The sequence below is a fragment of the Streptococcus mobilis genome, from assembly GCF_059727625.1.
The window spans coordinates 857140-882431 of record NZ_AP041823.1 but is presented as its reverse complement, the minus strand read 5'-3'; the positions used below and the strand labels follow the sequence as shown (position 1 = coordinate 882431).

The 25292-nt window shown below is 46.3% G+C and carries 21 protein-coding genes and 1 pseudogene; 2 read left to right on the top strand and 20 right to left on the bottom strand.

What is annotated here, in order from left to right; genetic code table 11:
- Positions 1 to 176: 176 nt before the first annotated feature.
- The 4 genes from AC6IZR_RS04170 to yghU form a co-directional block, all read right to left on the bottom strand.
- Positions 177 to 1292 (bottom strand): NAD(P)/FAD-dependent oxidoreductase, encoded by a 1116-nt coding sequence (locus AC6IZR_RS04170; RefSeq protein ID WP_155198841.1) that lies wholly within the window; start codon positions 1290 to 1292, stop codon positions 177 to 179.
- A 9-nt stretch (positions 1293 to 1301) separates the two neighbouring features.
- Complete coding sequence (locus AC6IZR_RS04165) at positions 1302 to 2099, bottom strand: Nif3-like dinuclear metal center hexameric protein (RefSeq protein WP_497848853.1); 798 nt, start codon at positions 2097 to 2099, stop codon at positions 1302 to 1304.
- Entirely contained in the window at positions 2086 to 2775 is a 690-nt protein-coding gene (locus AC6IZR_RS04160) for a tRNA (adenine(22)-N(1))-methyltransferase (RefSeq protein ID WP_070506408.1), read from the bottom strand. Before AC6IZR_RS04160 ends, AC6IZR_RS04165 begins: the two co-directional genes overlap by 14 nt.
- 81 nt (positions 2776 to 2856) lie before the next feature.
- Positions 2857 to 3648 (bottom strand): glutathione-dependent disulfide-bond oxidoreductase, encoded by a 792-nt coding sequence (gene yghU, locus AC6IZR_RS04155; protein ID WP_070506414.1) that lies wholly within the window; start codon positions 3646 to 3648, stop codon positions 2857 to 2859.
- 138 nt (positions 3649 to 3786) lie between these two features.
- Here yghU and add point away from each other — a divergent pair, with 138 nt between their 5' ends.
- Positions 3787 to 4830, top strand: coding sequence for an adenosine deaminase (gene add / locus AC6IZR_RS04150; RefSeq protein ID WP_497848852.1), 1044 nt, complete (start codon positions 3787 to 3789; stop codon positions 4828 to 4830).
- Between the two features lie 18 nt (positions 4831 to 4848).
- Here add and AC6IZR_RS04145 read toward each other — a convergent pair whose 3' ends face one another.
- The 13 genes and pseudogenes from AC6IZR_RS04145 to miaA form a co-directional block, all read right to left on the bottom strand.
- Positions 4849 to 6036 (bottom strand): glycerophosphodiester phosphodiesterase family protein, encoded by a 1188-nt coding sequence (locus AC6IZR_RS04145; RefSeq protein WP_214254830.1) that lies wholly within the window; start codon positions 6034 to 6036, stop codon positions 4849 to 4851.
- Between the two features lie 18 nt (positions 6037 to 6054).
- Complete coding sequence (locus AC6IZR_RS04140; RefSeq protein ID WP_214254829.1) at positions 6055 to 6738, bottom strand: DnaD domain-containing protein; 684 nt, start codon at positions 6736 to 6738, stop codon at positions 6055 to 6057.
- Positions 6739 to 6747: 9 nt separating this feature from the next.
- Positions 6748 to 7692, bottom strand: coding sequence for a homoserine O-acetyltransferase MetA (metA, locus tag AC6IZR_RS04135; protein ID WP_497848851.1), 945 nt, complete (start codon positions 7690 to 7692; stop codon positions 6748 to 6750).
- 101 nt (positions 7693 to 7793) lie between these two features.
- Entirely contained in the window at positions 7794 to 8306 is a 513-nt protein-coding gene (locus tag AC6IZR_RS04130; protein ID WP_021153512.1) for an adenine phosphoribosyltransferase, read from the bottom strand.
- A gap of 158 nt (positions 8307 to 8464) precedes the next feature.
- Positions 8465 to 9060, bottom strand: a pseudogene (locus tag AC6IZR_RS04125) (TipC family immunity protein).
- Positions 9057 to 11282, bottom strand: a complete 2226-nt coding sequence (recJ, locus tag AC6IZR_RS04120; RefSeq protein ID WP_497848850.1) for a single-stranded-DNA-specific exonuclease RecJ — start codon at positions 11280 to 11282, stop codon at positions 9057 to 9059. Before recJ ends, AC6IZR_RS04125 begins: the two are co-directional and overlap by 4 nt.
- Positions 11283 to 11633: 351 nt before the next feature.
- Positions 11634 to 12038, bottom strand: a complete 405-nt coding sequence (locus tag AC6IZR_RS04115) for a GNAT family N-acetyltransferase (protein ID WP_070587188.1) — start codon at positions 12036 to 12038, stop codon at positions 11634 to 11636.
- A gap of 1 nt (position 12039) precedes the next feature.
- Positions 12040 to 12750 (bottom strand): class I SAM-dependent methyltransferase, encoded by a 711-nt coding sequence (locus tag AC6IZR_RS04110; protein WP_070587186.1) that lies wholly within the window; start codon positions 12748 to 12750, stop codon positions 12040 to 12042.
- A gap of 10 nt (positions 12751 to 12760) precedes the next feature.
- Positions 12761 to 13516, bottom strand: a complete 756-nt coding sequence (locus tag AC6IZR_RS04105) for an SDR family NAD(P)-dependent oxidoreductase (RefSeq protein WP_070587184.1) — start codon at positions 13514 to 13516, stop codon at positions 12761 to 12763.
- Position 13517: 1 nt separating this feature from the next.
- Positions 13518 to 14447, bottom strand: coding sequence for a ribonuclease Z (rnz, locus tag AC6IZR_RS04100; RefSeq protein WP_014713571.1), 930 nt, complete (start codon positions 14445 to 14447; stop codon positions 13518 to 13520).
- A 3-nt stretch (positions 14448 to 14450) separates the two neighbouring features.
- Positions 14451 to 15080 (bottom strand): cystathionine beta-lyase, encoded by a 630-nt coding sequence (locus AC6IZR_RS04095; RefSeq protein WP_070587182.1) that lies wholly within the window; start codon positions 15078 to 15080, stop codon positions 14451 to 14453.
- Positions 15064 to 16311 carry a GTPase HflX gene (hflX, locus tag AC6IZR_RS04090; RefSeq protein WP_268683462.1) on the bottom strand — a complete coding sequence of 416 codons (1248 nt, stop codon included), beginning with the start codon at positions 16309 to 16311 and terminating at the stop codon, positions 15064 to 15066. The genes AC6IZR_RS04095 and hflX overlap by 17 nt, the downstream gene beginning before the upstream one ends.
- Positions 16304 to 17191: a tRNA (adenosine(37)-N6)-dimethylallyltransferase MiaA gene (gene miaA, locus AC6IZR_RS04085; protein WP_497848849.1), complete on the bottom strand. Its 888-nt coding sequence runs from the start codon at positions 17189 to 17191 to the stop codon at positions 16304 to 16306. The genes hflX and miaA overlap by 8 nt, the downstream gene beginning before the upstream one ends.
- An 83-nt stretch (positions 17192 to 17274) precedes the next feature.
- Here miaA and AC6IZR_RS04080 point away from each other — a divergent pair, with 83 nt between their 5' ends.
- Entirely contained in the window at positions 17275 to 17445 is a 171-nt protein-coding gene (locus AC6IZR_RS04080; protein WP_003014881.1) for a DUF3042 family protein, read from the top strand.
- A gap of 521 nt (positions 17446 to 17966) precedes the next feature.
- On the opposite strand, the gene AC6IZR_RS04075 is transcribed toward AC6IZR_RS04080, so the two are convergent.
- Genes AC6IZR_RS04075 through rexB form a run of 3 tightly spaced genes read right to left on the bottom strand, consistent with a single transcriptional unit; the run spans position 17967 to position 25216 of the window.
- On the bottom strand, positions 17967 to 18284 hold the full coding sequence (locus tag AC6IZR_RS04075; protein ID WP_497848848.1) for a DUF4298 domain-containing protein: 318 nt from the start codon (positions 18282 to 18284) through the stop codon (positions 17967 to 17969).
- A gap of 3 nt (positions 18285 to 18287) precedes the next feature.
- Positions 18288 to 21953 (bottom strand): helicase-exonuclease AddAB subunit AddA, encoded by a 3666-nt coding sequence (addA, locus tag AC6IZR_RS04070; protein ID WP_497848938.1) that lies wholly within the window; start codon positions 21951 to 21953, stop codon positions 18288 to 18290.
- Complete coding sequence (rexB, locus tag AC6IZR_RS04065; RefSeq protein WP_497848847.1) at positions 21950 to 25216, bottom strand: ATP-dependent nuclease subunit B; 3267 nt, start codon at positions 25214 to 25216, stop codon at positions 21950 to 21952. The genes addA and rexB overlap by 4 nt, the downstream gene beginning before the upstream one ends.
- Positions 25217 to 25292 lie beyond the last annotated feature (76 nt).

Genomic DNA, 25292 nt, shown 5'->3' with positions numbered 1-25292 from the left:
TGTCCGAATGAAGGAAGGTCTTTCGAAAAAAAGAGAGTGGGACAAAAGTCCTAGCCTCTCAATTTTCTTTGGATTGTCGAGCAAGACGCAGTGGTTGAGTGGGTTCTACTACGCTGATTTCATCAGCTTTTACAGCCCTACTCAACTGTGCGGAGGTGGGACGACGAAATCGAATTCTAACGAATTACCGATTTCTGTCCCACTCTCTTCTTCACGTATTGTTCAACTGGATAATCTGCTGGATCTAGGCGCAAGTCTCCCACTGTCACTAGTTGGGCCAGATGCCAACCAATGAGGGGACCTGTTGTGAGGCCAGATGAACCGAGACCACTTGCAACATAAAGGCCTGCTTGATCAGGAACAGCTCCCCAAAATGGTGAAAAGTCACTGGTGTAGGCCCGGGTTCCCACGCGCTCCCTGATAACTTCGGCTTGAGCTAGTTTTGGATAGTAGGTCAAGGCTTCTTCTTCCATTTGATTGAGTAAAGCTTGATCCACCGACAGGTCAAAGCCCATCTCATTCTCATGAGTAGCTCCCATACTGATCTTGCCTTGCTGGAAGGGAATGATATCCAGCTCTCCTTCTGGCATAACCACAGGATAATTATCCGTATCTAGGTCTAGCTGATAATCCCTCAACTGTCCTTTTTGCGGACGGACATCCACTTGGTAGCCAAGTGGCTCAAGGATTTGCCCCAACCAGGCTCCTGTTGCTAGGATGACTTGGTCATAGCTCTCTCCTGCAATCTGATAGCCATGATCCAAGATTTTGAGAGCAACCTCTTCCTTGATCACTCTTGCGCCACTGGCTTTGAGAAGAGTTTCCGTTAGAAGGGCTCCTTCTACATGGGCCCCACCTGAGGCATAAAGGAGCTGTTCAAAACCTTGCAGACCTGGGAATTGTTGGGCCACTTCTTCTTTGGTTAAAATCGATAAGTCTCCGATTAAGGGAGATTCTTCCCGTCGACTCAGCGCCAACTGATAGAGTTCATCTAATTTCTCTTCCTTTTTCTTAAGGAGATAGACCCCTGTCTGCTGGTAAAAGTCTGTTTCGATTCCGTCTTTGTCCAGGTCCTCTACTAATTCTTGGTAGAAATCAGCTCCTAGCCGAGCCAGACGATACCAGGCCTTGTTTCGCCGCTTGGAAAACCAAGGGCTAATGATCCCAGCCGCTGCCTTGGTTGCTTGGCCAACTCCGTGATCATAGACGGTGACATCCACTTGTGCTTCCTTTGATAAATAATAGGCTGCAGTGGATCCTACGATCCCTGCACCGATAATAGCAACTTTCATGATAACCCCTTAGATATGGTAAAAAGGATTGGTGTTGGCTTGACTGCCCAGCACTTCGATATCCCACGCTTCTTCAGACTTCCACTGATTGAGTTTTTCGACTAGTTTCGACACAAAGAGAACTTCGATATGGTGCCCTGGATCCAAGGCCAAGAGCCCATCGCTCAGCATGTCTTGAGCCGTGTGGTAGTAGATATCTCCTGTGATGTATACCTCAGCCCCCTTAGCGAGAGCATCTTTGTAAAAGGATTGGCCACTTCCGCCACAGATAGCGACGCGCTCAATGACCCGTTCTAAATCCGCCTGGTCATAACCAACCAAGCGCAAAGCATCTAAGCCAAAAGTTTCTTTTACCTTATGAGCCAACTGGCCAAAGGTTTGGGCGCGCACTTGACCGATGCGGCCGATTCCGAGTCCTTCTCCTGTCATACTGAGGGGCTCTGTATTTTCAATTTCTAAAAGTTGGCAGAACCAATCGTTGAGCCCATCTGGGACGATATCAATATTGGTATGGCTGACATAGACCGCAATATCATGCTTGATCAAGTCAATGTAGATCTGATTCTGAGCCCGATCGGCTACCAGATCCTTAATAGGACGAAAAATGGGCGCATGCTTGACGATGATCAAGTCCACTCCATGGTCAATGGCTTCTGCCACCGTCTGCTCCCGGATATCCAAGGCTACCATGACCTTATGGATGTCTTTTTGCAGCGTCCCGACCTGTAAGCCACAGACATCTCCCTCCATGGATAGTTCCTGAGGACAGTAAGCTTCATAGCGTTTGATGACTTCACTTGCTTTCATTTAGGACCTCCTTGATTTGAGCGATACGGTCTTCTAACGATGCTCTGGCGGATTGATTCTCAACTGGGACCTGCTCCAAGGCAAAGGCTAATTTCTCCACTTCCTTGGACCACTTTTGGACAAATGCTGGAGCTTGTTCCCGCATCAAATACGGACCAAAACGCAGTTCCTTAGCTGACAACTCTTGAGAACCCTGTTCCACCACAAGGATCTCATAGAACTTCTCATTTTCTTCCAAGATAGCTTCATCAACAATGAGGAAATCATGGTCTACTAACCAAGCCCGCAGTTCATCCTCCCGATTATTGGGTTGCAAGACCAAGCGGGAGACACCGGCTAATTTCTCAAGTCCTGCTCCTAGGATATCCGCAATCAAGCGCCCGCCCATCCCTGCTATGGTGATGCAAGAAATGTCATCGGACAGTTCAAATGCCGCCAAACCATTGGCTAGACGGACCTCGATTTTGGCATCTAAGCCATTATCTGCCACATTTTGGAGGGCAGACTGGTAGGGTCCCTCAACTACCTCACCCGCAATAGCAGCCTCAATCTTGCCTTCCTGTAAAAGAGCGATTGGGAGATAAGCGTGGTCACTTCCCACATCTAACAGACGCGCTCCAGCTGGGACAAAGCTGGCCACCAAGTCCAATCGATTTGATAATTTTGTAAATTCCATGTGCTTCTTTCTATACTTTTATTCCACCCTTAAGTATACCATGTTTGCAACATTAAAAAAAGGCGCAATGGCGCCTTTTCCTTATGCATCAATTTCTTTATATTCTACTTCCAAGCCACGTTGCACTGCTGGGCGATTAGCAATTTTTTCTGTCCAAGCTTGCAAATGCTTGTATCCCTTCACATCTAGGAAAATTCCAGCACGATCCCAGACCTTGTCTTGGGCTAGACGGCCATACCAAGACCAGATGGCAATATCTGCAATGGTATAGTCCTCCCCTGCGATATAAGGTTTGGTCGCCAATTCCTTGTCCAGTAGGTCCAATTGGCGTTTGGCTTCCATGGCAAAGCGGTTGATGGCATACTCGATTTTTTCAGGAGCGTAGTGGAAGAAATGGCCAAAGCCTCCCCCTAAGAAAGGTGCAGCCCCTGTCTGCCAGAAGAGCCAGTTAAGCACTTCGGTCCGTTTAGCAGGATCTGTCGGAATCAATTGTCCAAATTTCTCTGCTAGATACAAGAGAATATTGGCTGATTCAAAGACCCGAATGGCTTGGTCACCTGATTGATCCAACATGGCTGGTATTTTCGAGTTTGGATTGATGGCTACAAAGTCACTGCCGAATTGATCCCCATCACCAATCTTGATGCGATAAGCGTCATAGCCCGCATCTACACCCAACTCTTTTAGTTCTTCCAGCATAATGGTCACCTTGATCCCATTTGGGGTTGGAAGGGTATAGAGTTGGAAAGGCTGGTCGCCTTTTGGAAGGCTTTGTTCAAAGCGGGCTCCTGCTCTTGGTTGGTTCAAACCTCCCCAAGCTCCTCCCATTTGACTCGGCGCTTCCCATACTTCTGGTAATTGATAGTCTGACATCTTTCTTCTCCTTTATTTCGCTACTCCTAGCATATCAAATCCAGGCGTTACTTTCAAAAATCTGCTACGCTAGCTTTACTTGACTTTTCTTGGCAAAATGATAGTATAGAAAAAATACATTTTTGAAGGAGAAAAATCATGTCCACGATCGACTTTCATAGTTTGGCAAAGACGGAACTCCACTGTCACTTAGACGGTTCCTTGTCTCTTCTGACTATTCGCCAATTGGCAGCCCTGGCCAATATTGACCTCCCTGCTAGCGATGAAGAGCTCAAACACCATGTCACTGCTCCTGCCCACTGTGAGAATCTCTTGGACTATTTGGAGGCCTTTGACTACATTCGTCCCCTCCTTCAAACCAAGGAAGCCCTGACCCTTGCTGCTTACGATGTCGCTAAGCAAGCGGCTCTGGAAAATGTCCTCTACATCGAGGTCCGCTTTGCCCCAGAATTGTCCATGGACCAAGGACTTACCGTCCCAGAAACCATCGATGCTGTCTGCGACGGTCTGCGCCAAGCCCAAGAAGAGTTTGGCATTACAGCCAAAGCCCTCGTTTGTGGCATGCGCCAGTCAGATCAAGAACTCACCTCTCGCATTCTTGCAGAAGCCAACCAAGTTAGCGATCAGGAATTTGTCGGGTTTGACTTTGCCGGGGATGAGCACAATTACTCTCCAGAAGATATTCGACCTCTAATTGAGCAAGTCAAGAGTTACCATCGGCCCATGACGCTTCATGCAGGTGAGTGTCATTGCCCACACTTTGTTGCTCAATCGATTGCATTTGGCATCAAACGCAATGGCCACGTGACAGCTCTATCTCATGAACCAGCCTTACTCCAATCCTTTATTGAAAATGGGGTCACCGGTGAACTCTGCTTGACCAGCAACTTACAGACAAAAGCAGCACCTACTATAGAGGATTTCCCTTATCTGAAGATGAAGGCAGCCGGAGCTCGGATCAGTATCAACACCGATAACCGGACTGTATCTGATACGGATTTGACCAAGGAATATGCCCTCTACCATCAGCATTTCCAAACCAAGGAAGCTGACTTTTACCAGCACAATGTCGATGCCATCCAGGCTTCCTTTGCTAGTGACAAGGAAAAACAAGAACTCCTCACCAAACTAGAAGAAGCCTACGCAGACTATTTAAAAAACGAAAAAGCTAGCACCTTATGAAAGGGCTAGTTTTCTGTTTTATTTTGATACGGATTCATACACGGCCATATCCTGTGGAGTCAATAAGCCAGTGTAAAAGCCATCAACATTGATCGCAGCATACTTAGTTAGGCTCTCATAGGTTTGAATGGTATGAACATAGACCCGTTTTCCAAGTTTATGTACCTGTTCGATAAACTTAGGAGTTAAGCGAGAATCGTCGATAGGGACGGTCACCGCCTCGATTTCCTTGTGCTTGGCGATAAAATCCAGCACTTCTTCTCCACTATCTGGTGAGGCGTAGAGCGTATAGATCACGTGCTTGAAAGGATAAATAGATTCGATTTCTCCGAACATCTCTTGATGATAAATTTGTGGAATCACACGATCCAATAGTTCTTTGTCTCGCTTGTTTGCTTCTGAAACAAGTTCTTTAAATTGTGTAATCCTATCTTCCTTAGGGATTTCCATCGATTTGGTATCTGTCACCAACACCATATCTCGATTAATTATCATTTGATCAAACACATCCCCTATTAACATGGTCGTAAAGCGACTTGGTGTTTCTGGGGAACCATAACCCTGAAATTTCTTCCATTCCTTAGAAGAAGGTGCGACATCATCTTTGTTTCCAAAATGGTTCCAATCATGAACTGCAGCTAATTTCTTGTCACTAGTCAAATTAAAATCCATTTCAAACAAGCGATGGCCGAGATTGTAATTTTGCCGTAAAGCCTCTAAGGAATTGGTATACTTCGTATTGTACTCCTTCTCCCGGACCGTCCCTCCAGCGTGGGCTATTAGTCTTGGAGAAACCCTTAGCCAATCTTTCTTATTAACCTTGGTGTACTGCACGAAACCATATTGGTTAGACAGCTGGCCATTGGTCAAACGTTCAAGTGTTTCCTTATCCACATAGGTTGTCTTCCAGAAAGTTGTCTCTTGATGGGCTTTAAAGCGATAATGATTTTTATCAAATACCTTTGTTTTTGCGTTCCACTGGATGTCAATGATTACATTGGCATCTTTTTTACGAAATCCTGTCTTCGTTTTGGTATAGCCAGCCTCTAGTAGAGTCTCTTCTACTGGGTACAGGCCCGAAGTTAATAGGTTGGTCCGTACGTAGTAAAAGCTGATCATGCCAAACAATAAAAACAATCCGACCACTAACATAGTCGGATAGAGCCATCTAAATCGTCTGCGTCTGTTTTTATCTCCCCATTTCAATTGATCAATCGTCTCCTCTTAATCCTTCCACAAATCCATGGCCTTCAAGAAATCGTCTGAAACCGTTACATTGCGTGGGTTGGTTTGCTCACGTTCTTGTAGTTTCGCCTCTACTTGGGCCAGGCTGTTGATGCCTTCACTGCGCCAGTTGCGTAAAATGGCTTGGATATATTTCCAGTGAGGCTTGCCGTTAAAGACAGCTTCTCGTAGGGCTGCCTTGATCACATCTGGATCTGTCTGATCCTCGCGCACGGTCTTGGTCAAATCTTCAATCTCAAAAGGCGTCAAGAGTCGTCCCAGTTCTTGTTGGAAGGTTTCCACCAAATCCTTGATGACATTTCCCTTAGCAGGCGCGCTCTGTGCCTTCCCTTGTGTCTGGGCTTCTATAATCTCATCCAAGCGCTCCAGAGCAATGGTCGCATCAAAGATGGCTTCAATCTCGCCATTGAGCTCAATAGTACGGTATTGAAGAAGTCCCTTGGTGGTCAAATTGGACATAATCCGATTGACCTCTGTCACCGTTTTTCCTAGATGACTAGCAATCTGATTGGGAGTTAAGGCCTCTTGGCCAGTCGTATTTTGAAGGAAGAAAAACTGCCAAACCAAGTAGTCATCTGCTTGGTCAAACAATTCATGATAATGAAAAAGCAAGGCACTTGGAAGAACCAAGTTGCCATACTTAAATGCTTGTGAATATGTCATAATTCCCCTTTATAGGTAACCATAAAATGAAATATCTTTTTCCAATTCTTCCAAGCGGTAGGGTGTTTCTTGATAAACCGCATAGTTGATCCAATTACTAAAGAAGGTCGTTGCAGCTAGATTCCAACGAATGCGAGGCTCTGTATTAGCGTCATCCCCATCAAAATAATTCTTGGGAACGTCCGGATCCAAGCCCGCCTTGACATCTCGGTGGTATTCTTTTGCCAGCGTATCGCGATCATACTCCAGATGGCCAAAGCTATAAACCTCACGCATGTCTGGACTAGCAATGATGGAAAGCCCAACTTCATTTCCCTGAGCGATCACTTGAAGATTGCTCTTTTCAAGGACTTCCTTCAAAGGAATATCTGTATAACGAGAATGAGGGGCAAGGAAGCGATCGTCAAAGCCTCTCATGAGCAGACTTTCGGGACGCACCACTGCTTGGTCATAGATACCGGATAGCTTGTCACAGAGCTCTACTTTTTGAATCCCGTAACGGTGGTACAGTCCAGCCTGGGCTCCCCAACAAAGGTGCAAGGTCGAAAAGACATGCCGCTTAGACCATTCAAAGATCTGGGTCAATTCTTCCCAGTAGTCTACTTCCTCAAAGTCCATCTTTTCGACAGGCGCCCCTGTCACAATCAAGCCGTCATAGTAATTATCCTTGATATCCTCAAAGGTCTTGTAGAAGCTCTCCAAATGCTCTGCCGCTGTATTCTTGGATTCATGGCTCGCCATATAGAGGAAATCTACATTGATCTGCAAGGGCGTGTTGGCAAGGAGCCGTAAGAGCTGGGTTTCTGTTGCAACCTTGGTCGGCATCAGATTAAGAATGAGAACATTCATCGGCCGAATATCCTGGTGAGTCGCCCGAACATCATCCATGACAAAAATATTTTCTGAACGAAGGATATCGACTGCTGGTAATTTTTTATCTAGAGTAATTGGCATAAAAAGCTCCCATCTTACAAGTTCTTAACTAACATTATATGATAGGAGCTTATAGTTTTCAATTATGGTTTTTCTGTAGCCAGTTATAGTATTAGACTATATTAGTAATGCATCAAGACTTTGTAGTCGTAATCGCCGATCGCTTCGCGACCTTTCAAGTCGTCCAACTCGATCAAGAAGGCACAACCTGCAACAACTCCACCGAGTTTTTCGATCATTTCGATGGTTGCTTTCACCGTACCACCAGTCGCCAAGAGGTCATCAACGATAAGGACGCGTTGACCTGGTTTGATGGCATCTGCGTGCATGCAGAGGGTATCAACACCGTATTCTTTTTCGTAGTCAGCAGAGATGACTTCACGTGGCAATTTACCAGGCTTACGAACAGGCGCAAATCCAATTCCCAACTCAAAAGCGACCGGACATCCAACGATGAAGCCACGCGCTTCAGGACCAACGATCATATCGATTTTCTTATCTGTCGCGTATTGAACGATTTCACGAATCGCATAACTATAAGCATTGCCATCTGCCATCAAAGGGCTAATATCACGGAAGGTAATTCCTTCTTGTGGATAGTTTTCAATGCTTGCAATGTAATCTTTTAAATTCATGGTTAACTTTCTTTCATAAAAAATTTTTTACATTCCATTATATCATGAATTCCACTAACTTGCATCATTTTTTGCCAAATCATTTTCCCAAGCTCCCGCGTCAAAAGCAAAAATTCCACATTCAAAAAAGATGTGGGATTGGGTTCGAAAAAAATCTATTACTTCTCTTCTAACAATTCATTGTACTGGATTTTCATATTGCCCAAGTTTTTCATGGAATAACGTGAACTTCCATTCTTAAACCAGGTGTCAAGAATGTATTGCTCAGCGACCTTCTTACTTTGCTTTTTCAACCAAGCACGATCTTTGCCGTAGTCAGAAAGTTTCTTTAGAAAATCACTACCCTCTACTTCTTGATCATCTGCATAAAGATAGACATCACTTTGGAGAAACACCTTATTTGCAGAATCGTATTTGAAAGACATACGAACGTATGCATTTTCGTTTAGATGGTATTCATACCAGTAAACCCATTCAGAACTGTCTCGAAACATCATGACGGATAGGTCTTCCTGACCACTAACGATTTTATCTGAATAGGGTAGATTTGAAATCCCTCATCTTCTTTCCAGATACCATCATTTCCTATCGTTTCTGTAAAGGGCTTAAACATCACATAGCGCATCCATCCACCATTTTCGGCATAGTTGATTTCTTCCATGGGATTATTTAGGCTCAGGTAGATTCCCAAACAATAAAGGCAAAAAAGTAGGATAGGAGTGAGCCAGAGAGATTTTTTTAGGTATCTTTTCATGAGGCCTGACCTGTCAGGTAGTCGTAGATTTCACGAACCGTTCCAAGAGCCATCAACTCCTGCTCTTTCACCGTTTGTTTGAGGTTTTGGTAGATGTTGCTTTCTGCGATCTCTCGTTTTTCTGCTTCTTTATTGACCTTCATGATACCATTTTCAATGGTCACGAAGCCCAACTCTTGGAAGATCTGAATCATTTTGACCAAGAGGATCTGCTGGATCTTGAGATAGGCCGCTAGGTCTTTGAGTTTGTAGCGGACATCAAACTCTGGATACTGATAGATGGTCTTATAGAGCCTGGCATACTGGTCCCTGCTACCGTATCCTGTCAGATAGTAGGCTTTGGCGATCTCATTTTTGAAATAAACGGCCTGAAAATCATGCTCTTGGAAGATTTGCCGTAGTTGCTCTAAATCCTCAGGGATATTTCCAACTACAACAGCGGGTGCTCCAGATAGATCTGGCAGTTCTTGGGTAAAATCAAGAACGGGAACACCTGCGGGGAGGCTGGCATTTTTAGAGCGGATATTAAAGAGCTGTACACCATCCACACGCGCGTCAACCAGCATGAGCTGGAGAGTCGTTTGACCATTCCATTGGTTGACCGACAACTGAACAGCTAGCTCTAGGTCTTGCGCCTGTGCAAACTCTGCCTCTAAGCTTCCCAAACCAAAGGCAACCACCTCAAAGGTCGCATCTTCTTGAGAAATTTTGAGTTTCAAGTGGGTATTGCCAGCTCCCATCGAGCGTGCCCCTTCTACCTTGAAATTACGGACCAGAAAGACTGGCTTTTTATTGTCCATGCCAAATGGACTCAAGCGATCAAAGCTTTTCAAGGTCTCAAGCGTTAGTTCTGTTAGATGCAGTTCCTCGTCGATGGCTAGGGTGGACTTGCTACTAAGGTCAATCTCTTGCTCTCTAATGTAATCCGTAAGAGCCTGAGACAGGGCAGGAAGTTGGTCCACCTCGAGCGTCATTCCTGCTGCACCAGCATGTCCTCCAAATGCGACAAAGAGCGACCGGTGGGGATCGAGGGCATCAAAGATATTGACCGACTCAGGACTCCGAGCGCTTCCTTTAGCCCGTCCATCTTCGATACTTAAAACAACGACCGGCTGATGAAGCTCTTCTAATAAACGACCTGCGACAATGCCAAGGACCCCTGGATTCCAGCCTTCTTTGGCCAAGACTTGGGCGGATAAGCTCGGATCGACCATGGTTTTAGCTTCGTCATAGATGGCTTGGACAATCTCTTTTCGTTCTTCATTCTTCTGATGAATCATAAGGGCAATCTCGTGCGCCTCTTCATCGTCAAATCCTGTTAGGAGTTCAATGGCAGGATTGGGATCATCGAGGCGGCCAAGGGCATTGAGACGAGGAGCAATCTGAAAACCAACTGTTTCTTCATTGACATCCTCCGGACGAATCCCTGCGATCTCCAAGAGCTCCTGCAAACCCATGCGCTGGGTATGTTGGAGAACACCCAGACCGTATTTGACCAGGATCCGATTCTCATCCGTCAGACTGACCATGTCTGCAATGGTCCCAATCGCGACCAGGTCTAAGAGATCGACTGGTACTTCCTCTAAGAGGGCGCAGGCCAACTTAAAGGCCACACCACATCCTGCTAGATAATGGAAGGGATAATCCGCATCTGGATGCTCCGGATGAATGATCGCATATGCATCCGGTAAAACCTCCGGCATAGAGTGGTGGTCGGTCACGATGACATCGACTCCCATTGCTTGGGCCATGGCAATGGCTTGATTACCCGCCACACCATTGTCCACCGTAACAATCAGGGAAATGCCTTGCTGCTCGATAAAGTATTTATAGACACTCTCATTGGGACCGTAGCCGTCTGTGAAGCGGTTGGGTAGGTAGACTTGCACCTCTGCTCCCATCTGCTCCAAGGTTTCCTTCATAATGGAGGCTGAGGTCATCCCGTCCGCATCATAGTCTCCGTAGATGAGGATCTGCTCATAATCTTCGATGGCCCGTCGGATGCGCTCCACTGCCTTGTCCATATCATGGAGCAAATAAGGGTCGTGAAGTTTCTCTAACTTGGGCTCTAAAAAGTCTTCTAAATCCTCTTTGGTCTGAATGCCACGCTCATACAGCAAGGTTGCTACGGACGCTTCCAGGCCTGCTTTTTTGGCAAGGGCTAAAAAGGCGTCATCTGCACTTGGCGAAGCTAACTGCCAATCGTATTTTGAAGTGATCATCTAGCTTTTGGTCTCCTCTTTTTCTTATCTGAATATTATATCATGAAAGGCTAAAATGGCGGGAAATAAAAGGTCAGGTAATAGTTGGAATATTTGAAAATACAAAATATTTAAAAATAGTTGCTATCGTATTACTTAGCTCTATCCCTATTCCCCCTTTTGTCAGTCAAATAGATAAGGCTGGGACAAAAGTCCTAGCCTCTCAATTGTTTTTGGATTGTCGAGCAAGACGCAGTGGTTGAGTGGGCTCTACTACGCTGATTTCATCAGCTTTTACAGCCCTACTCAACTGTGCGGAGGTGGGACGACGAAATCGAATTCTAACGAATTACCGATTTCTGTCCCACTCTCTTATTTCATATAAATCATCCCTGTACAGGCTTGCTCTGAAAGTTCGACAAAGCCTAAGGATTGGTAAAAGGCTAAATTTTTCTCGCTACGTTCTGTGACGAGGAGCCGTTGATAGACAGTGGGGAAGGTCGCTAAAGCCTCTTCTAAGAGTTTCTTTCCGATGCCTTGACGCTGGTGATCTGGTTGCACCAAGAGGTCCTGCACCAAAAGAACCGAGTGGCCATCTCCTACCAAGCGAATGTAGGCAACGAGCTCTTTCTCATCATAGACGGCCAACTGCCAGAGACTGGCTTTGACAGCTTCTTCCAGCATAGCTGGGTTGTTGGTATAATTGGTCCAGCCGACTGAGCTATAGAGTGCGAGTAAGTCTGCTAACGCTGGAATTTCTTGTTTGTAATGTACCATCTTAACTCCTTTTTAAGGTATAGTGCTGGAAGAAGGCGATATCCCGGTAAGGCGGCTCTTGGCAAACGGCCAGCTCCATCTTAAGCATAGACTCTCGCCAGCCTTCTTGGCCCTTGAAGCGATTGTCCTGCAAGGCATAAAAGACTCGAATTCCCTGATAGTCCTGAACTTTGAGGGCTAGATCTTCTACTACTCTATCTAGATCATAGGCCTGTGCCAAACCCATGGAGTGAGTTTCCAAGTCCTGACCTGCTAAGAGATCAAGCGCCTTCTGAGGATCATTTTCAAAAACGACGGTCTGTAGGACGCGGCCAACCTCATTGTGCTTGACGATAGAGAGCAGGCCTCCTGGTTTCAAGAGACGAGTGAATGCCTTTAGAATCACCTTGCGATCCTCTACATACTCCAAGACATTGTGGCAGAGAATGACATCAAAGCTAGCATCCTCAAGACTTGCTAACTGATCCAGACTTCCGACCAGTTGCTGGTAGGGATGGTCCTGGGCCCGCAAGGCGACCATTTCTTCATTTGGTTCTACAGCAAGGACCTCATTGTCTTGCGCTAGGTGATTGGCTACAAGGCCAAAACCACTGCCAAAATCAAGGACTCGCTTGCCTTTGATGTCTTTTAATTGTGCAAAAAGGATATCATAATAGATCTGTCCCCAAGGTTGCCGGAGGTTTTCTAAATAGGCTTGAATATTCGCTGCCATCTATCTCCTCCTATTTGTAATTGAACATCTTGCAGGCTAGCTTGTCCGAGATGCGAGGGAAAAGGGTATAGAGCTTGTGGGTCAGGTTCAAAAGCCAAGGCAGATTGAGCTCACGTTTTGCTTTTCCAAAGTTTTTGACAATTTTCTTGGCTACAAAGTCCGGTTCCAAAATGTAGCGATCCACAGCTTTGACATAGCTTCCGTCTGGGTCTGCCTGATCAAAGAAAGTGGTCCGAATGGGGCCTGGATTGACCGTCGTCACATGGACACCAAAGGGCATGAGTTCTAACCGCAGGGCATTCGAGAAGCCAATGGCCGCAAACTTGGTGGCCGAATAAAGGCTGGATTTGGCAGTTGCGACGAGTCCCGCCATGCTGACGATGTTGACGATGTGCCCCTTGCCTGCTTCCTTCATGTGCGCACTCATCAAGCGTGAAAGCTGCATGAGGGCAAAGGTATTGACTTCAAACATAGCATGAATTTGCTCATTGGTAATCTGGTCAAACTCTTCAAAGATCCCATAGCCTGCATTGTTGACCAAGATATCGATCTGCCCGTAGCGCTGATAGAGCTCTTCTACCAAATCTTGGACAGCTGAGGAATCAGTGATATCGATCCCGATGCATTCAGCTTGAGGATGACTGGCATAGAGTTGTTCCAGTTTTTCTTGATTTCTACCTAGGAGAATCAGCCGGTCTTCAGGGAGGAGCTTGACCATTTCTTGGGCCAAGCCTCCACTTGCTCCTGTTATGAGAATGGTTCGCATCTTAGATCTCCACTTCTTCCAAATCTTTGACGACATAGACATTTTCAAAAATGCTGGACGCATCCTTGCGCAATTGGCTGATGTCTTTTGATAAGAAGCGGGCACTGATATGGTTGAGAAGAAGGCGCTTGGCTCCAGCTTCACGCGCTACTTCTGCCGCCTGCATATTTGTCGAGTGACCGTGTTTCTTAGCAATCTTCTCATCACCCTTGCCATAGGTAGACTCATGGACGAGGACATCCGCATTGACTCCAAGGCGGACGCTGGCATCCGTCTTTCTGGTATCTCCAAGGATCGTGATAATCTTACCAGGCCGAGGGGCTGAAATATAATCCGCTGCAATGATCTTAGTCCCATCTTCCAGGGTGACATCTTGTCCATTTTTGACCTGGCCAAAGAGCGGTCCAAATGGGACGCCCGCTGCCTTGAGCTTGTCTGCGTCGAGTGTCCCTTCCAAGTCCTTCTGCATGATCCGGTAACCCACACAGAAAATGGTGTGGTCCAAAGCTTCCGCATAAACCGTGAATTTATCGGTTTCTAAAATCTTACCCAGAGAATGTTCATCGAATTCATGAAAATGGATGCGGTAAGGCAGACGAGAGCCTGATACGCGAAGACTGGTCATGACAAAGGATTTGATGCCTGCTGGACCATAAATATCCAGATCTGTCTGCTCTTCATTGGCCTGGAAGGCCCGGCTAGAAAGGAAACCTGGCAAACCAAAAATATGGTCTCCGTGTAAGTGAGTGATAAAGATCTTGCTAACCTTTCGCGGACGAATGGTCGTTTCTAAAATTTGATTCTGTGTCGCTTCGCCACAATCAAAGAGCCAGACTTCATTGATCTCGTCCAGCAATTTGAGCGCCAAGCTCGATACATTACGGGCTTTTGAGGGTTGCCCAGCTCCCGTTCCTAAAAATTGAATGTCCATTGTCTACTTTCTATCTATATAAATCATGGCCGTCCTGTTTTCTGAACGGAAAGAAAGGTTGCCTGGGTAGGCTTGCGCTAGCTCGAGGAGTTCCTCTTGGTTATATCCTGACAGTTTCAAGCGTCCATCTTCCAAGGTCATCAAGTCAGTCAGGGCTGAGAGGACTTCTGTTTTGGTGACCACTTCTGGGCTAGCATCTTGCAAGCAGATCTTGCCATCTTTTTCAAAGACCAAGCAATGCGGAAAGATCTCTGCGATTTCAAATAAAATGGCGGGAGTGATAGCCTCTGCTGGATGTTCAGCAAAGACACAGGCTAGCTCTTCATTTACGTAAGCCAAGCCATAAGACTTCCCAGATAAGTTGAGGCGGATAAAAGGCTTCCGTTCGTCAAAGCTTTGCTGAACTGTGAATAAGTCAAATGCCCGGCTCAGGTCCAAGAAATAATCCATGGCCTCCTTGGGGCTCTTCTTTTGATAGAGCTCAGCAAAATAGGCGTTGATCACACTTGGGGGAGGCGTAATCACACGGAGACGCAATTCCTCAGGGATCGTGCTTAAAAGATTGGTCAGATAGACCCGATCGAGGCTGGTATAGCCTCCATATTTTATTGCTAAATCAACGTAATCCGTCATAAAATTCTTCCAACTTCCACTTATTTTTCTCTGCGATATAGCCCTGAATGACCTCGACGTCCTCTTCAAATTCGCGCTGGTCAATGATCGCAACTGTTTCTAGATCATGTGTCCGATAAGATTTTGAAAAGGGAACGCGAATGGTAAAGGGAACAAAGAGTTCTCTCAGTTTTTCTAGGAGCAAAGCCTGGAGATCTTCACGGGCTGTCTCAGAGCGCGCTGAAATCAGGCTAAAAGGTGTCTGGGTTGGGGTAAAGTCCGCTACTTTATCCGCTTTGTTGTAGAGGGTTAAGCGAGGAATCTCTAGCATATCTAAGTCTTTCATGATAGAGAGCACGGTCTTTTCATGCTCTTCATGATTGGGATCAGAAGCATCGATGACATGGACCAAGAGATCCACATTCTTACTTTCTTCCAGGGTCGACTTAAAGCTTGATACCAACTCTGTCGGCAAGTCCTGAATAAAACCAACCGTATCGGTCAGCGTCACTTGCAGATTGCCTGTTAGATGGATGCTCTTAGTTGTTGCGTCCAAGGTCGCAAAGAGTTCATCGGCTTCATACTGGCTCTTACTGGTCAGCTGATTCATAATGGTCGACTTTCCTGCATTGGTATAGCCGATCAAACCAATCTTAAAGACAGGTGATTCCAAGCGTTTTTCACGAAGGGTTTCCCGGTTCTTTTCAACTACCTTGAGCTGGCGCTCGATATCGGTGATTTGATTGCGAACGCTCCGGCGGTTCAATTCCAACTGACTTTCCCCTGGTCCACGAGAACCAATTCCCCCAGCCTGACGGCTGAGCATGATCCCTTGACCAACAAGGCGTGGCAAGAGGTATTTGAGCTGGGCCAAGTGCACCTGCAACTTACCTTCATGACTCCTAGCCCGCATGGCAAAGATATCTAAAATCAACTGCATCCGGTCAATGACCTTAACCCCTAGGATTTCTTCTAAGTTGACATTTTGACGGGGGGTCAGTCGGTTATTGACCACTACCGTTGTAATCTCATCTGCTTCGACCATTTGTGCAATTTCTTCTAGTTTTCCTGAGCCGACAAAGGTCTTAGTATCGTATTTCTCCCGCTTTTGTGTGTAGGAGCCCCGAACATCTCCACCGGCTGTTTTAGCCAGGCTCGCCAACTCCTCCATAGACATGTCAAAATTGTCCATGCCTTGAAGTTCCACACCAACCAAAAGGATGCGTTCTTGTTTCTTTTCTGTTTCAATCATGCTGTAAAAACTCCTTTACATCTGCAAGAACCTGCTCCTTGAAGTGGGGGGCAGAAATGGCGTAAAATTTAACTTCCATTCGATTTCTAAACCAGGTCAGCTGCCGTTTGGCAAAACGACGCGTATTGCGCTTGAGGATCTCACTGGCTTCCTCAAGGCTCTGTTCTCCCTTAAAGTAAGGAAAAAGTTCCTTGTAGCCAATGCCTTTAGCTGCCTGAACTTCCGGATGGTCATCATAGAGCAACCGAGCTTCATCCAGCAAGCCCTCCTCTAGCATGCGATCTACTCGGCGATTGATGCGATCATAGATCAAGGACCGTTCATCATCTAGACAGATGAGATAGGGTTCATAATCGGTCTCTTCGTTTGCGAGGTCCTGCCCAAAATGCGCAATTTCAAGAGTCCGCATGGCCCGACGGCGATTGAGCTGAGGAATCACAAGTTCTTGCTCCGCTACCCTTTGGTACAAGTCTTCATCCGACAATAAGTCCAATTGAGCGCGATAGGCAAGAATCTCTTCATGAGGAACTTCACCACCTAGATGATAACCTTCGAGCAAACTTTGGATATAAAGGCCCGTCCCACCTGCAATGATAGGAAGCTTGCCTCGAGCTGTGATATCCTCAATCGCAGTCTTAGCTTCTCTTACAAAATCAAAAGCCGAGTAAGACTCGGTCACCTCCCGCACATCGATCAAATGATGGGGAGCTGCAGCTTGCTCTTCTGGTGTCGCCTTGGCTGTTCCAATATCCAGCTTGCGATAGACTTGTTGACTATCGCCACTGATAATCTCACCATTGAGAGCTTGTGCTAAATCGATCGCAAGAGCTGTCTTTCCAACAGCAGTCGGTCCCACAATCACAATTATCTTGGTTTTCATCGTTTTTCCTTGCAAAATTCACGTTTTTTCGTTACCATATATTATAACATAAATATTTAAAGTTCAGAAAAGGAGAAATTCACATGGCTAAAGGATTTGGTAAAGGTTTTGTTACTGGTGTTGCTGGTACAGTTGCTGCTGTCGCAGGTGCAGTTTATACATTCAAGAAAAAAGTAATCGAGCCAGAAGAAAAGAAAGCAGCTTTCATTGAAGAAAACCGCAAAAAAGCAGCACGTCGCCGTGTCTCACACTAATCATTCAAAAAGCCCCGGGAAACCGGAGCTTTTTTTGCTGAAGAAAAAGTCCATTTTGGAAAATTTTCTTTTACTGGTAGGGTTTGTCACGATATGCTAACACAAGTAATGCTAAAAGAATTAGAATGATATATATTATGTTTATTCAAACATATACTGAAACTTTCCGCCGTGAGAAAAGTGCTAGAAACACTTTTGTTTCTAGCACTCGGGAGTTTTGAGAGTAAAACAGTTCGGGGAACTGTTTTAGCCTGAGCCCAGAAATTAAAGAGCGAAGAGGTTCAAAACTAATTGAACACGGACTGCGGATTGTGTCAAAAAGATAAGTTCTCCTAGAATCGAAAGATTCTGCGTCAAACTTCCTATTTTGACTTTATCCGCAGACGCCCTTTGTATCTTGATTTAGTCATGGAACTTCTTCGAAGTTCGCTGACGTCCGTACTCACCTAAGGAAAGTTTCTATGATGACGTTAGTCTTCAATCTAAAAACTCCGGTTTCCCGGAGCTTTTAGATTGAAATTTCACCGTTCTTTGATCATTTTCGTTGCGATCTCCAAGAGCTCCACTCCCATCTGAAAATGCTCGTCTAACAAATCATAGACGGCATCTTCGGACAAGACACCACAAGGAAGATCTTCTGGAAAGTCAGCCTGATTGGACAAGTCCAAATCATCAAAATAGGCCTGACTACTATAATAATCGCGCAGTTGGATATAGCTTTCTTGATGCTCTCTTAGCTGATCCACTGCTTTTTTGGTTTCTTCCAAAGTTTTAGCATAGTCATTCAAATAGCTTTCCATTTTTTGGATCCGTTCGATGTTTTCCTGTGCAATTGCCATGATTTACTCCACTTTCACCACTTCTAGATGGGGACCACCTAGAAGCACCAGGTATTTTTCAACTTGCTCTTTGCCGTAAGAACGACGAAGAGCTTCTGCGTAGAGATCGAGCTGATCCCGGTAGCGTTCAACCAACTGGCTAGGAACCTTGTAGTGATCCGTCTTGTAATCAAAGAGCAGGATCCGGTCTTCTAGCACCAAGTAACCATCCAAGATCCCCCGCACGACAAAGTTCTCTCCACTAGCTGGATCTTTCTTCAGCATGGCAAAGGGAGCTTCACGCCGGACTCGAGAGGCCTCTTTTTGAAGCAAGGTTCCCAAAGGGGTCTCATAGAAAGCAAGGATGGCCTCTAGCTTGATGCGGGCTTTGACCGTTGGCTCTGCTTGAACTTGCTCCAAGGCTTGATGCAGCGTATCTAGCGTGATTTCTTCTTCAAGAGGCACGCGCTGCATGAGTTCATGGACAGCACTACCGACCTGGGCTCCTGTCACGGCTTTTTCTTGACCAAAAGTTGGAAGCTCAAAGTCAGGTGTCACAGTCTTTGCATCCATGATCTGGACGCCATTGGCATCCATGACTGGCTCGTAGAATTTCTTGATCTGACTAGGGGTACGGACACTTGGCAAATGAATAGCCGGAGCATAGAGCTGATTGAGCCGATCAACATTTTCCAAGATATCCAAGGCCCGACGAATATCCTCTGACTGACGGACATCCTTGAGCTGATCCAAGCGGGAATCCTTCTCCTTCTCTAGTGGTTCCAACTGGTCTGGTGTCAGGTCTTCGTCTGTCACAAAACGCGTGTCATAGGCCAGGGTATTCTTGGCAAACACATCTTGAATGGCAAAGAGCCAGTCCTGATAAGAGGTCCATTCTTTTCGCTTCTCTGGATCTAGCTTGCCATTGCGACTGGTCCCCCAATCGGCATCACGCAGTTTGTCCTCCCGGCCTTTTCCAACCAGATAGAGCTTGAGCTCAGCCCGTGTCATAGCGACATAAAGAAGACGCATCTGCTCAGAAATCGTGGCCAATTTTGTTTCTTCCACATTGCGTTGGTAGCAAGGCGTTTCGATCTGCAGGCGAATGGATTCTGGAGCAGCAGGATTCTCTGTCTCAACCGGCAGGTTCGCAATATATTTAAAACCAATCCCTTTTTGACGACTGAGGATAATCGGCCCCGATTGATCCTTACGGTTAAAGGCCTTGTCCATATTGAGAATAAAGACATACTTGAATTCCAGCCCCTTACTCTTATGGACGGTCATGAGCTGGACGGCATCTTTGGGTGCTGCAAGAGGGACGCTGGCCAAATCGTGTTCATTTTCGATCACCTTGTCGATCATGGCAATGAAGCGCGACAAACCCTTAAAGCTGGCTTTTTCGTAATCATTGGCCCGAAGCGTCAAGGCATAGAGATTGGCCTGGCGCTGGGCCCCATTTGGAAGGGCGCCAACATAGTCATAGTAATAGCGATCCTCATAAATTTTCCAAAGCAAATCATAGAGCGAAGAGGTCTTAGCAGCAGCCCGCCAAGTAGATAAAACTTTGAGGAAGTTCTTGATTTTAGCTGAAAGCTTGGCATCGATCAACCGCGCCTGCTCTGCAGTTTTCTCAAGGGCTAACTGGACCTTGTGGTAGAAGGCCACTTGTTTTTGTTCTGGAAGCGTCTGCAAGGAAATCCGTGCCAATTCATCTTCATCAAAGTCAAACATGGGGGATTTCATGAGAGCAACCAAGGGATAATCATGCAAGGGATTGTTAATGGTCCGCAAGGTATCCAACATGACCATCACTTCCAGTGACTCAAGATAATGCGCCTGTCCGCTATCTGCCACAATTGGAATATGGTATTGGTCAAAGGCTTCTAGAATCGCATCATTTCGCGTTCGAGTCGCCGTTAAGAGCGTGATCTCTTTAAAAGGCACTTTTTCCACCCGATGGAGGCGTAAAATCTCTTTGATGACTAGGAGAATTTCTCCCTTGGAAATCGACTCGACTCCAAGGGAAGCTTCCTCGTCTTCGGTCTTTTCTTCCTGATCTTGGGAGCCATCATAGAGCAAAAATTCTGCCCGATGTTGCGGCAAAGCCATCCGCTGCTTGTCACTTCCTGCAACCAGATAATGGGTTTGATTGTAGTCAATCTCGCCCACCTCTTCATCCATCAAATGGCGAAAGACATCATTGGTTGCGTCCAATACCTCCACATGACTACGGAAATTTTCCTTGAGGAGGATCAACCTCCCTTTCGCCCCTTCTTCCTGGTAAGCCTTAAATTTATCATTGAAAATCTGTGGATCTGCCTGACGGAAGCGGTAAATCGATTGCTTGATATCCCCCACCATGAAGCGATTGTGGCCATTTGACAGCAAGTCCAACATCCGCTCTTGGGTGTGGTTGGTATCCTGGTACTCATCGACCATGACCTCATGATAGCGCTCTTGAAAGGCTTGTCTCACCTCTGGGAATTGCTCTAAAATTTGAATCGCAAAATGACTGATATCCCCAAATTCATAAGCTTTTTCTTGGATTTTTCGCTCCAGATAAGCGCGAGCAAAGTCTCTGATAAAGTCCCGGAGCAAGGAGAGCATGGGGCCTTCTTCTTGGTGGAAGGTTTGTTGAAATTCCAGCTGATAGAGCTGATTTTCCAAGTCTCTGAGGCGATTGATATGTATGGTTTTATCCTGGTTATAAGCCGTAACTAGGTCTTTTAGCTCTTCCTTACGGGCTCTATTGGTCAAGGCTCCCCCATTTGAAGCCCGACTAATCGCAACGACTGCCTTTAGGACAGAGGTCACTTGCTCTTTATTGGTGCGACCTGTCAGGCTTCCAATCTGATCGAGCACCTCTTCTACAGCTTCCAAATACTTTGCCTTGCCAAATGCTTGGCCTTCATTGGACAAATGAAAGGCAAAAAAGCTCTCTGCCTCATAAAGGGCCTGCTGGATGCTCTCCATCAGAGTAGCTTCCACCTGGTCAAAATCGGTCTCTTCATAGCCTTTTAGGAAATGCTCTTCCAGCCATTTCTCCGGATCACTGGTCGACTGAAGAAAGTCATAGATCTGGTAGACCTGTTCTTTAAACAAGGTCAAATTTTTGCGTTGCCCCGTGAAATTCTTGACCATCTGCACAAAGGCTTCTTGGTTTTCCCCCTGGTAATAGCGGTCAAAAACAGCTTGAAATACTTCATTTTGTAAGAGGCGTTGCTCACTGGCGTTTTGTAAAATGCGAAACTGAGGCGCCAACCCAAGCAAATAGCCATAGCGCGTTAGGACCTTTTGGGTAAAAGAGTCCATGGTTCCGATATCGCTGGTGGGGACATCTGCGATTTGACGGGCCAGGTGTTGCTTGAGTTCAGGATCATCGCTCGCTTGCAGGGCTTTCCCAAGTTCACTTTCCAAACGCTCCTTGAGCTCCCCTGCTGCCTTGACCGTAAAGGTCGAGATAAAGAGTTCCTTAATCGAAATGCCACGCTGCATCTGATCCAGTATCCGCTGCACCATGACAAAGGTCTTTCCTGATCCAGCAGAGGCCGACACCAAGATATTGGTCCCCGAACTATAGATGGCATCGATCTGTTCTGGCGTCCGCTTTTGCTCTTTAGTAGAGCCTGCCTCTTGGTCCTGAAGGGCCTTGATTTCTTCTCTTGTCAAAAATGCTTGTTTGATCATTTGTTCAAGACCTCCTTCATCTTCTCGATCCAAGCGGCTTTCACCTTTTCACCGCGTATTCCTTTTTGGTCTAGTTTGGTCAAGAACCGTGCCTGACCGAGGTGACGATCCGCTTCAAATCCTGTGATGGATTTAAACTCCTCCACAAATGGTGCGATATTGCGACCATTTTCACTATAGGGATTGATGGCAAATTTCCCCTTGAGGATCCCTTCTGCTGCTGTTTTATAGAGATAAGCGTTGTACAAGAGAAGTAAATCCAGCTCTTCCTTACTCAGCATCATGGCCTTGTTCTTATCATAAGCCTCGCCTAGATAAGGGGCCTGATCTGCCATAAAGAGCCCCTTGTACTGTTGACTTTTCATGGTTTGGTTGATGGCATCATCGACCGTCTTTGTCTTTTTCAGATCCACTATGGGATCTCCCATTTCCAAATACATGGCTCCAAAAATCCCTTGCTCCTCTTGGTATTCCTTCAAATCCTGAATCGCAGAAAGATAGGTCGGCAATTGAGAATTTAGTCCATTAAAGAACTTGTCATAGTGGAACTGCGTCAGACTGGACTTGTAGTCCACGACTCCGAGGGCTCCCCGATCCCTCAATTGATCAATGCGGTCCACCTTGCCTCGTAGCTGTAAGAGACGGCCATCGGACAATGGATAAGAGGTGTGGGTGCTTCCACCAAAGAGGGTCTCCTCACCGATGGTCTCGATCCCATTTTGCTGGGCGAGGACCCGCCCCGTTGTTTTCGCGGTATCAAGAAGCAAGTTGCGAATAAACTCGGTCTCTCCGTTTTCTCCATACAATTGCTGGAACTCTGCTTCCTGGCTGGTTTCTCGAATCGCCTCGTTTAAACGCTGATCAAACGCTTGGTCGGAGCTATCTTTTAAGACTCTTTCAAAAATCCGGTGCAAGAAATTCCCATGACTGCGGGCGTCTGGCCGGATGGTTTCATCCTCTTGTAAGCCCAAGACATAGCGCAGATAAAAGGCGTACTGGTGCTTGTAGTATTCATTCAAGGCCGAAGCGGATAAGGTCAAGGCTTTTCCTTCTGGATAGAGCGCTTGAAGCGTATCCGACTGAAGCTGACGGCTCTTTAATTCCGTTGAAATCTGAGGAATCTGGATGCCTTCAGCGGCTAATTTCTTGCGCAAGACCCGTACCGCCACACCCCAAAAGCTGGCTTCTTCAGGAGACAGCTCACTAGTGATCTCCTCTTGATGGAGTTCGATCACGCGCGCCAAGAGGGCTCGGTAGGTCCCAATGTCATCACTCGAAGCTTGGGCTTGTTTGGTCGTCCACTCGATGGCAATGGGCTCCTTGGCCAATTCGACAAGGTAAGGAGAGACACTATCTTCCATTTCATTGACCAAACTAGGGGCCGATAGGACCAGTTGGTTGGTGGCAGCATTGAGGAGAGAAACCGCCACAAAGCGATTTTTCTTGAGATTTTCGCTGGTCACCACCTGGAGCTCTGCTCCTTCTTGGGTGGCCTCATTGAGCTGCTGGCGCTCTTCTTCACTGAGCAAAGAGGTGTTCTGAGCAATCTTTGGAAAACGCTCCTGGGTCAGCCCGATCGCGTAGACATAAGGCGCTGTCAAGGGTTCAATCAAGTCATAGGACTGAACCGTCACCACATCGACAGTAGCAGGAATCGTCCGGTATTGAGACAATTGCATCCCCGATAAGAGGAGGGCCAAAAAGTCATCTACGGTCAGCTCTTGGTCCTCAAAGACCAGGTTCAACTCCTCTAAAACATGGAGAAAGGCCTTCCAGACCTGGTCATAGCGCTCCTGCTCCTCCAAGGCTAGATCCTTTATCAAAGCTTGTAGATTCTGAGAAAGCTGGGCCTCTTGCAGAAACTCTGTAAAGGCGGTTAAGAGTTGGGTCACCTTTTGTTTGCGCTGTGAAAAGAAAGGGGCTAGAGGTTCTACGACGCGTTGCCGGAGAGTATTGAGCTCTTCCAGATTAAACTTACCCTGACGATTGCTAGTAAAAGGCTTGTGAAATTTTGTAGCACCCTTTACTTCCGCAAAGCGAAGGTACTGCTCAAAAGCATCGACTTCTTCTTGCGTCAGATCACTATACAGACTCGTTTTCAACAGATTGATGACGTCTTCTGTCTGGTAATTGAACTGCTTGATCCGCCCTAGCGATTCAATGACCTGAATCAAGGGATGGTGGACCATGGCTTCACTTCGTCCCAAGTAAAAGGGGATCTGATACTGGTCAAAAATGGTCTTGAGCTGCAGTTGATAAGCTTCTACATCGCCTAACAAGACCCGAATATCCCGATAGCGGGCCCCATCATGAAGACGCTGACGGATGGATTTGGCGACAAATTCCAACTCTTCTTTTTGCGTGTTGGTTTGCCAAAGTTGGACAGCTGTTCGATCTTGGTCCTCCAGCTCATTTTCCACTTGTGAAAAATCGTAGCGCGCTTCTAGCATGCGGGTAATACGACTAAAGGAGTCTTCGATCGCTTGCCCACAATACTGTGGCTGAACTTGAAAAGTCTTTGCCAGCTGAAGGAGAAAGTCAACACTGGCTTGGTAAAGATTTCCCTCTCTAAAGGTTGCCCGATAAGCTTTTTCACTGGCATAGACCCCGATGACAATCTCCACTCCTTTTCGGTGAAGGAGACTAATCAAGGCCTCTTCTTCTGCAGAAAAACGCGTGAAGCCATCGACGACGATCGCCACATTCTGTAATTGCTCTTCCAAGTGCCCTTCTTCAACCTGATTGAGGAAAAAGGGAATCTTGGACTGGGATTCATACTGATGCTTGACCAGCATCTCAGAGACCGCTTCAAAAATCGCCAAGAGGTCCTCTCTTTTTTCAGCTTCCTCGAGCAACTCCAAATCGGTAAAATCCATCTGGGCCGTCTGCAATTCATGATAGAGCTGGACTAGTTGCTGGATAAACTGAGGATCCTTACGCAGGGCCCCGTAAACTTTGAGATCCTGTTCCTTCATCTGGGAAAGAGCTTTAAAAAATAGCATGCCGAGACCGATATCATCCAAGGGTTGCTCCTCAAAGACCTGGTTCAGGATGAAATAACGAGCCATTTGGGCAAAGCGCGTGACGGTAATGGCAAAAGAAGCCTGACCTTCTAAATAGGACAAGACCTTGGCTTCTTTTTCAAAGGAAAGAGAGTTGGGCGCAATGTAAAATACACGCTTGCCATCTTCTACTAACCCTACGGCTTCTTGTGTCAGGACCTGGGTCAAGGGGGTCCGAACATCCGTATAGAGTAATTTCATCCGATCCGTTCTCCTTTTGGCATTTTCTTGAGAGCTTGTTATCTTCTTATTATATCATTTTCACAGGAGGGACTAA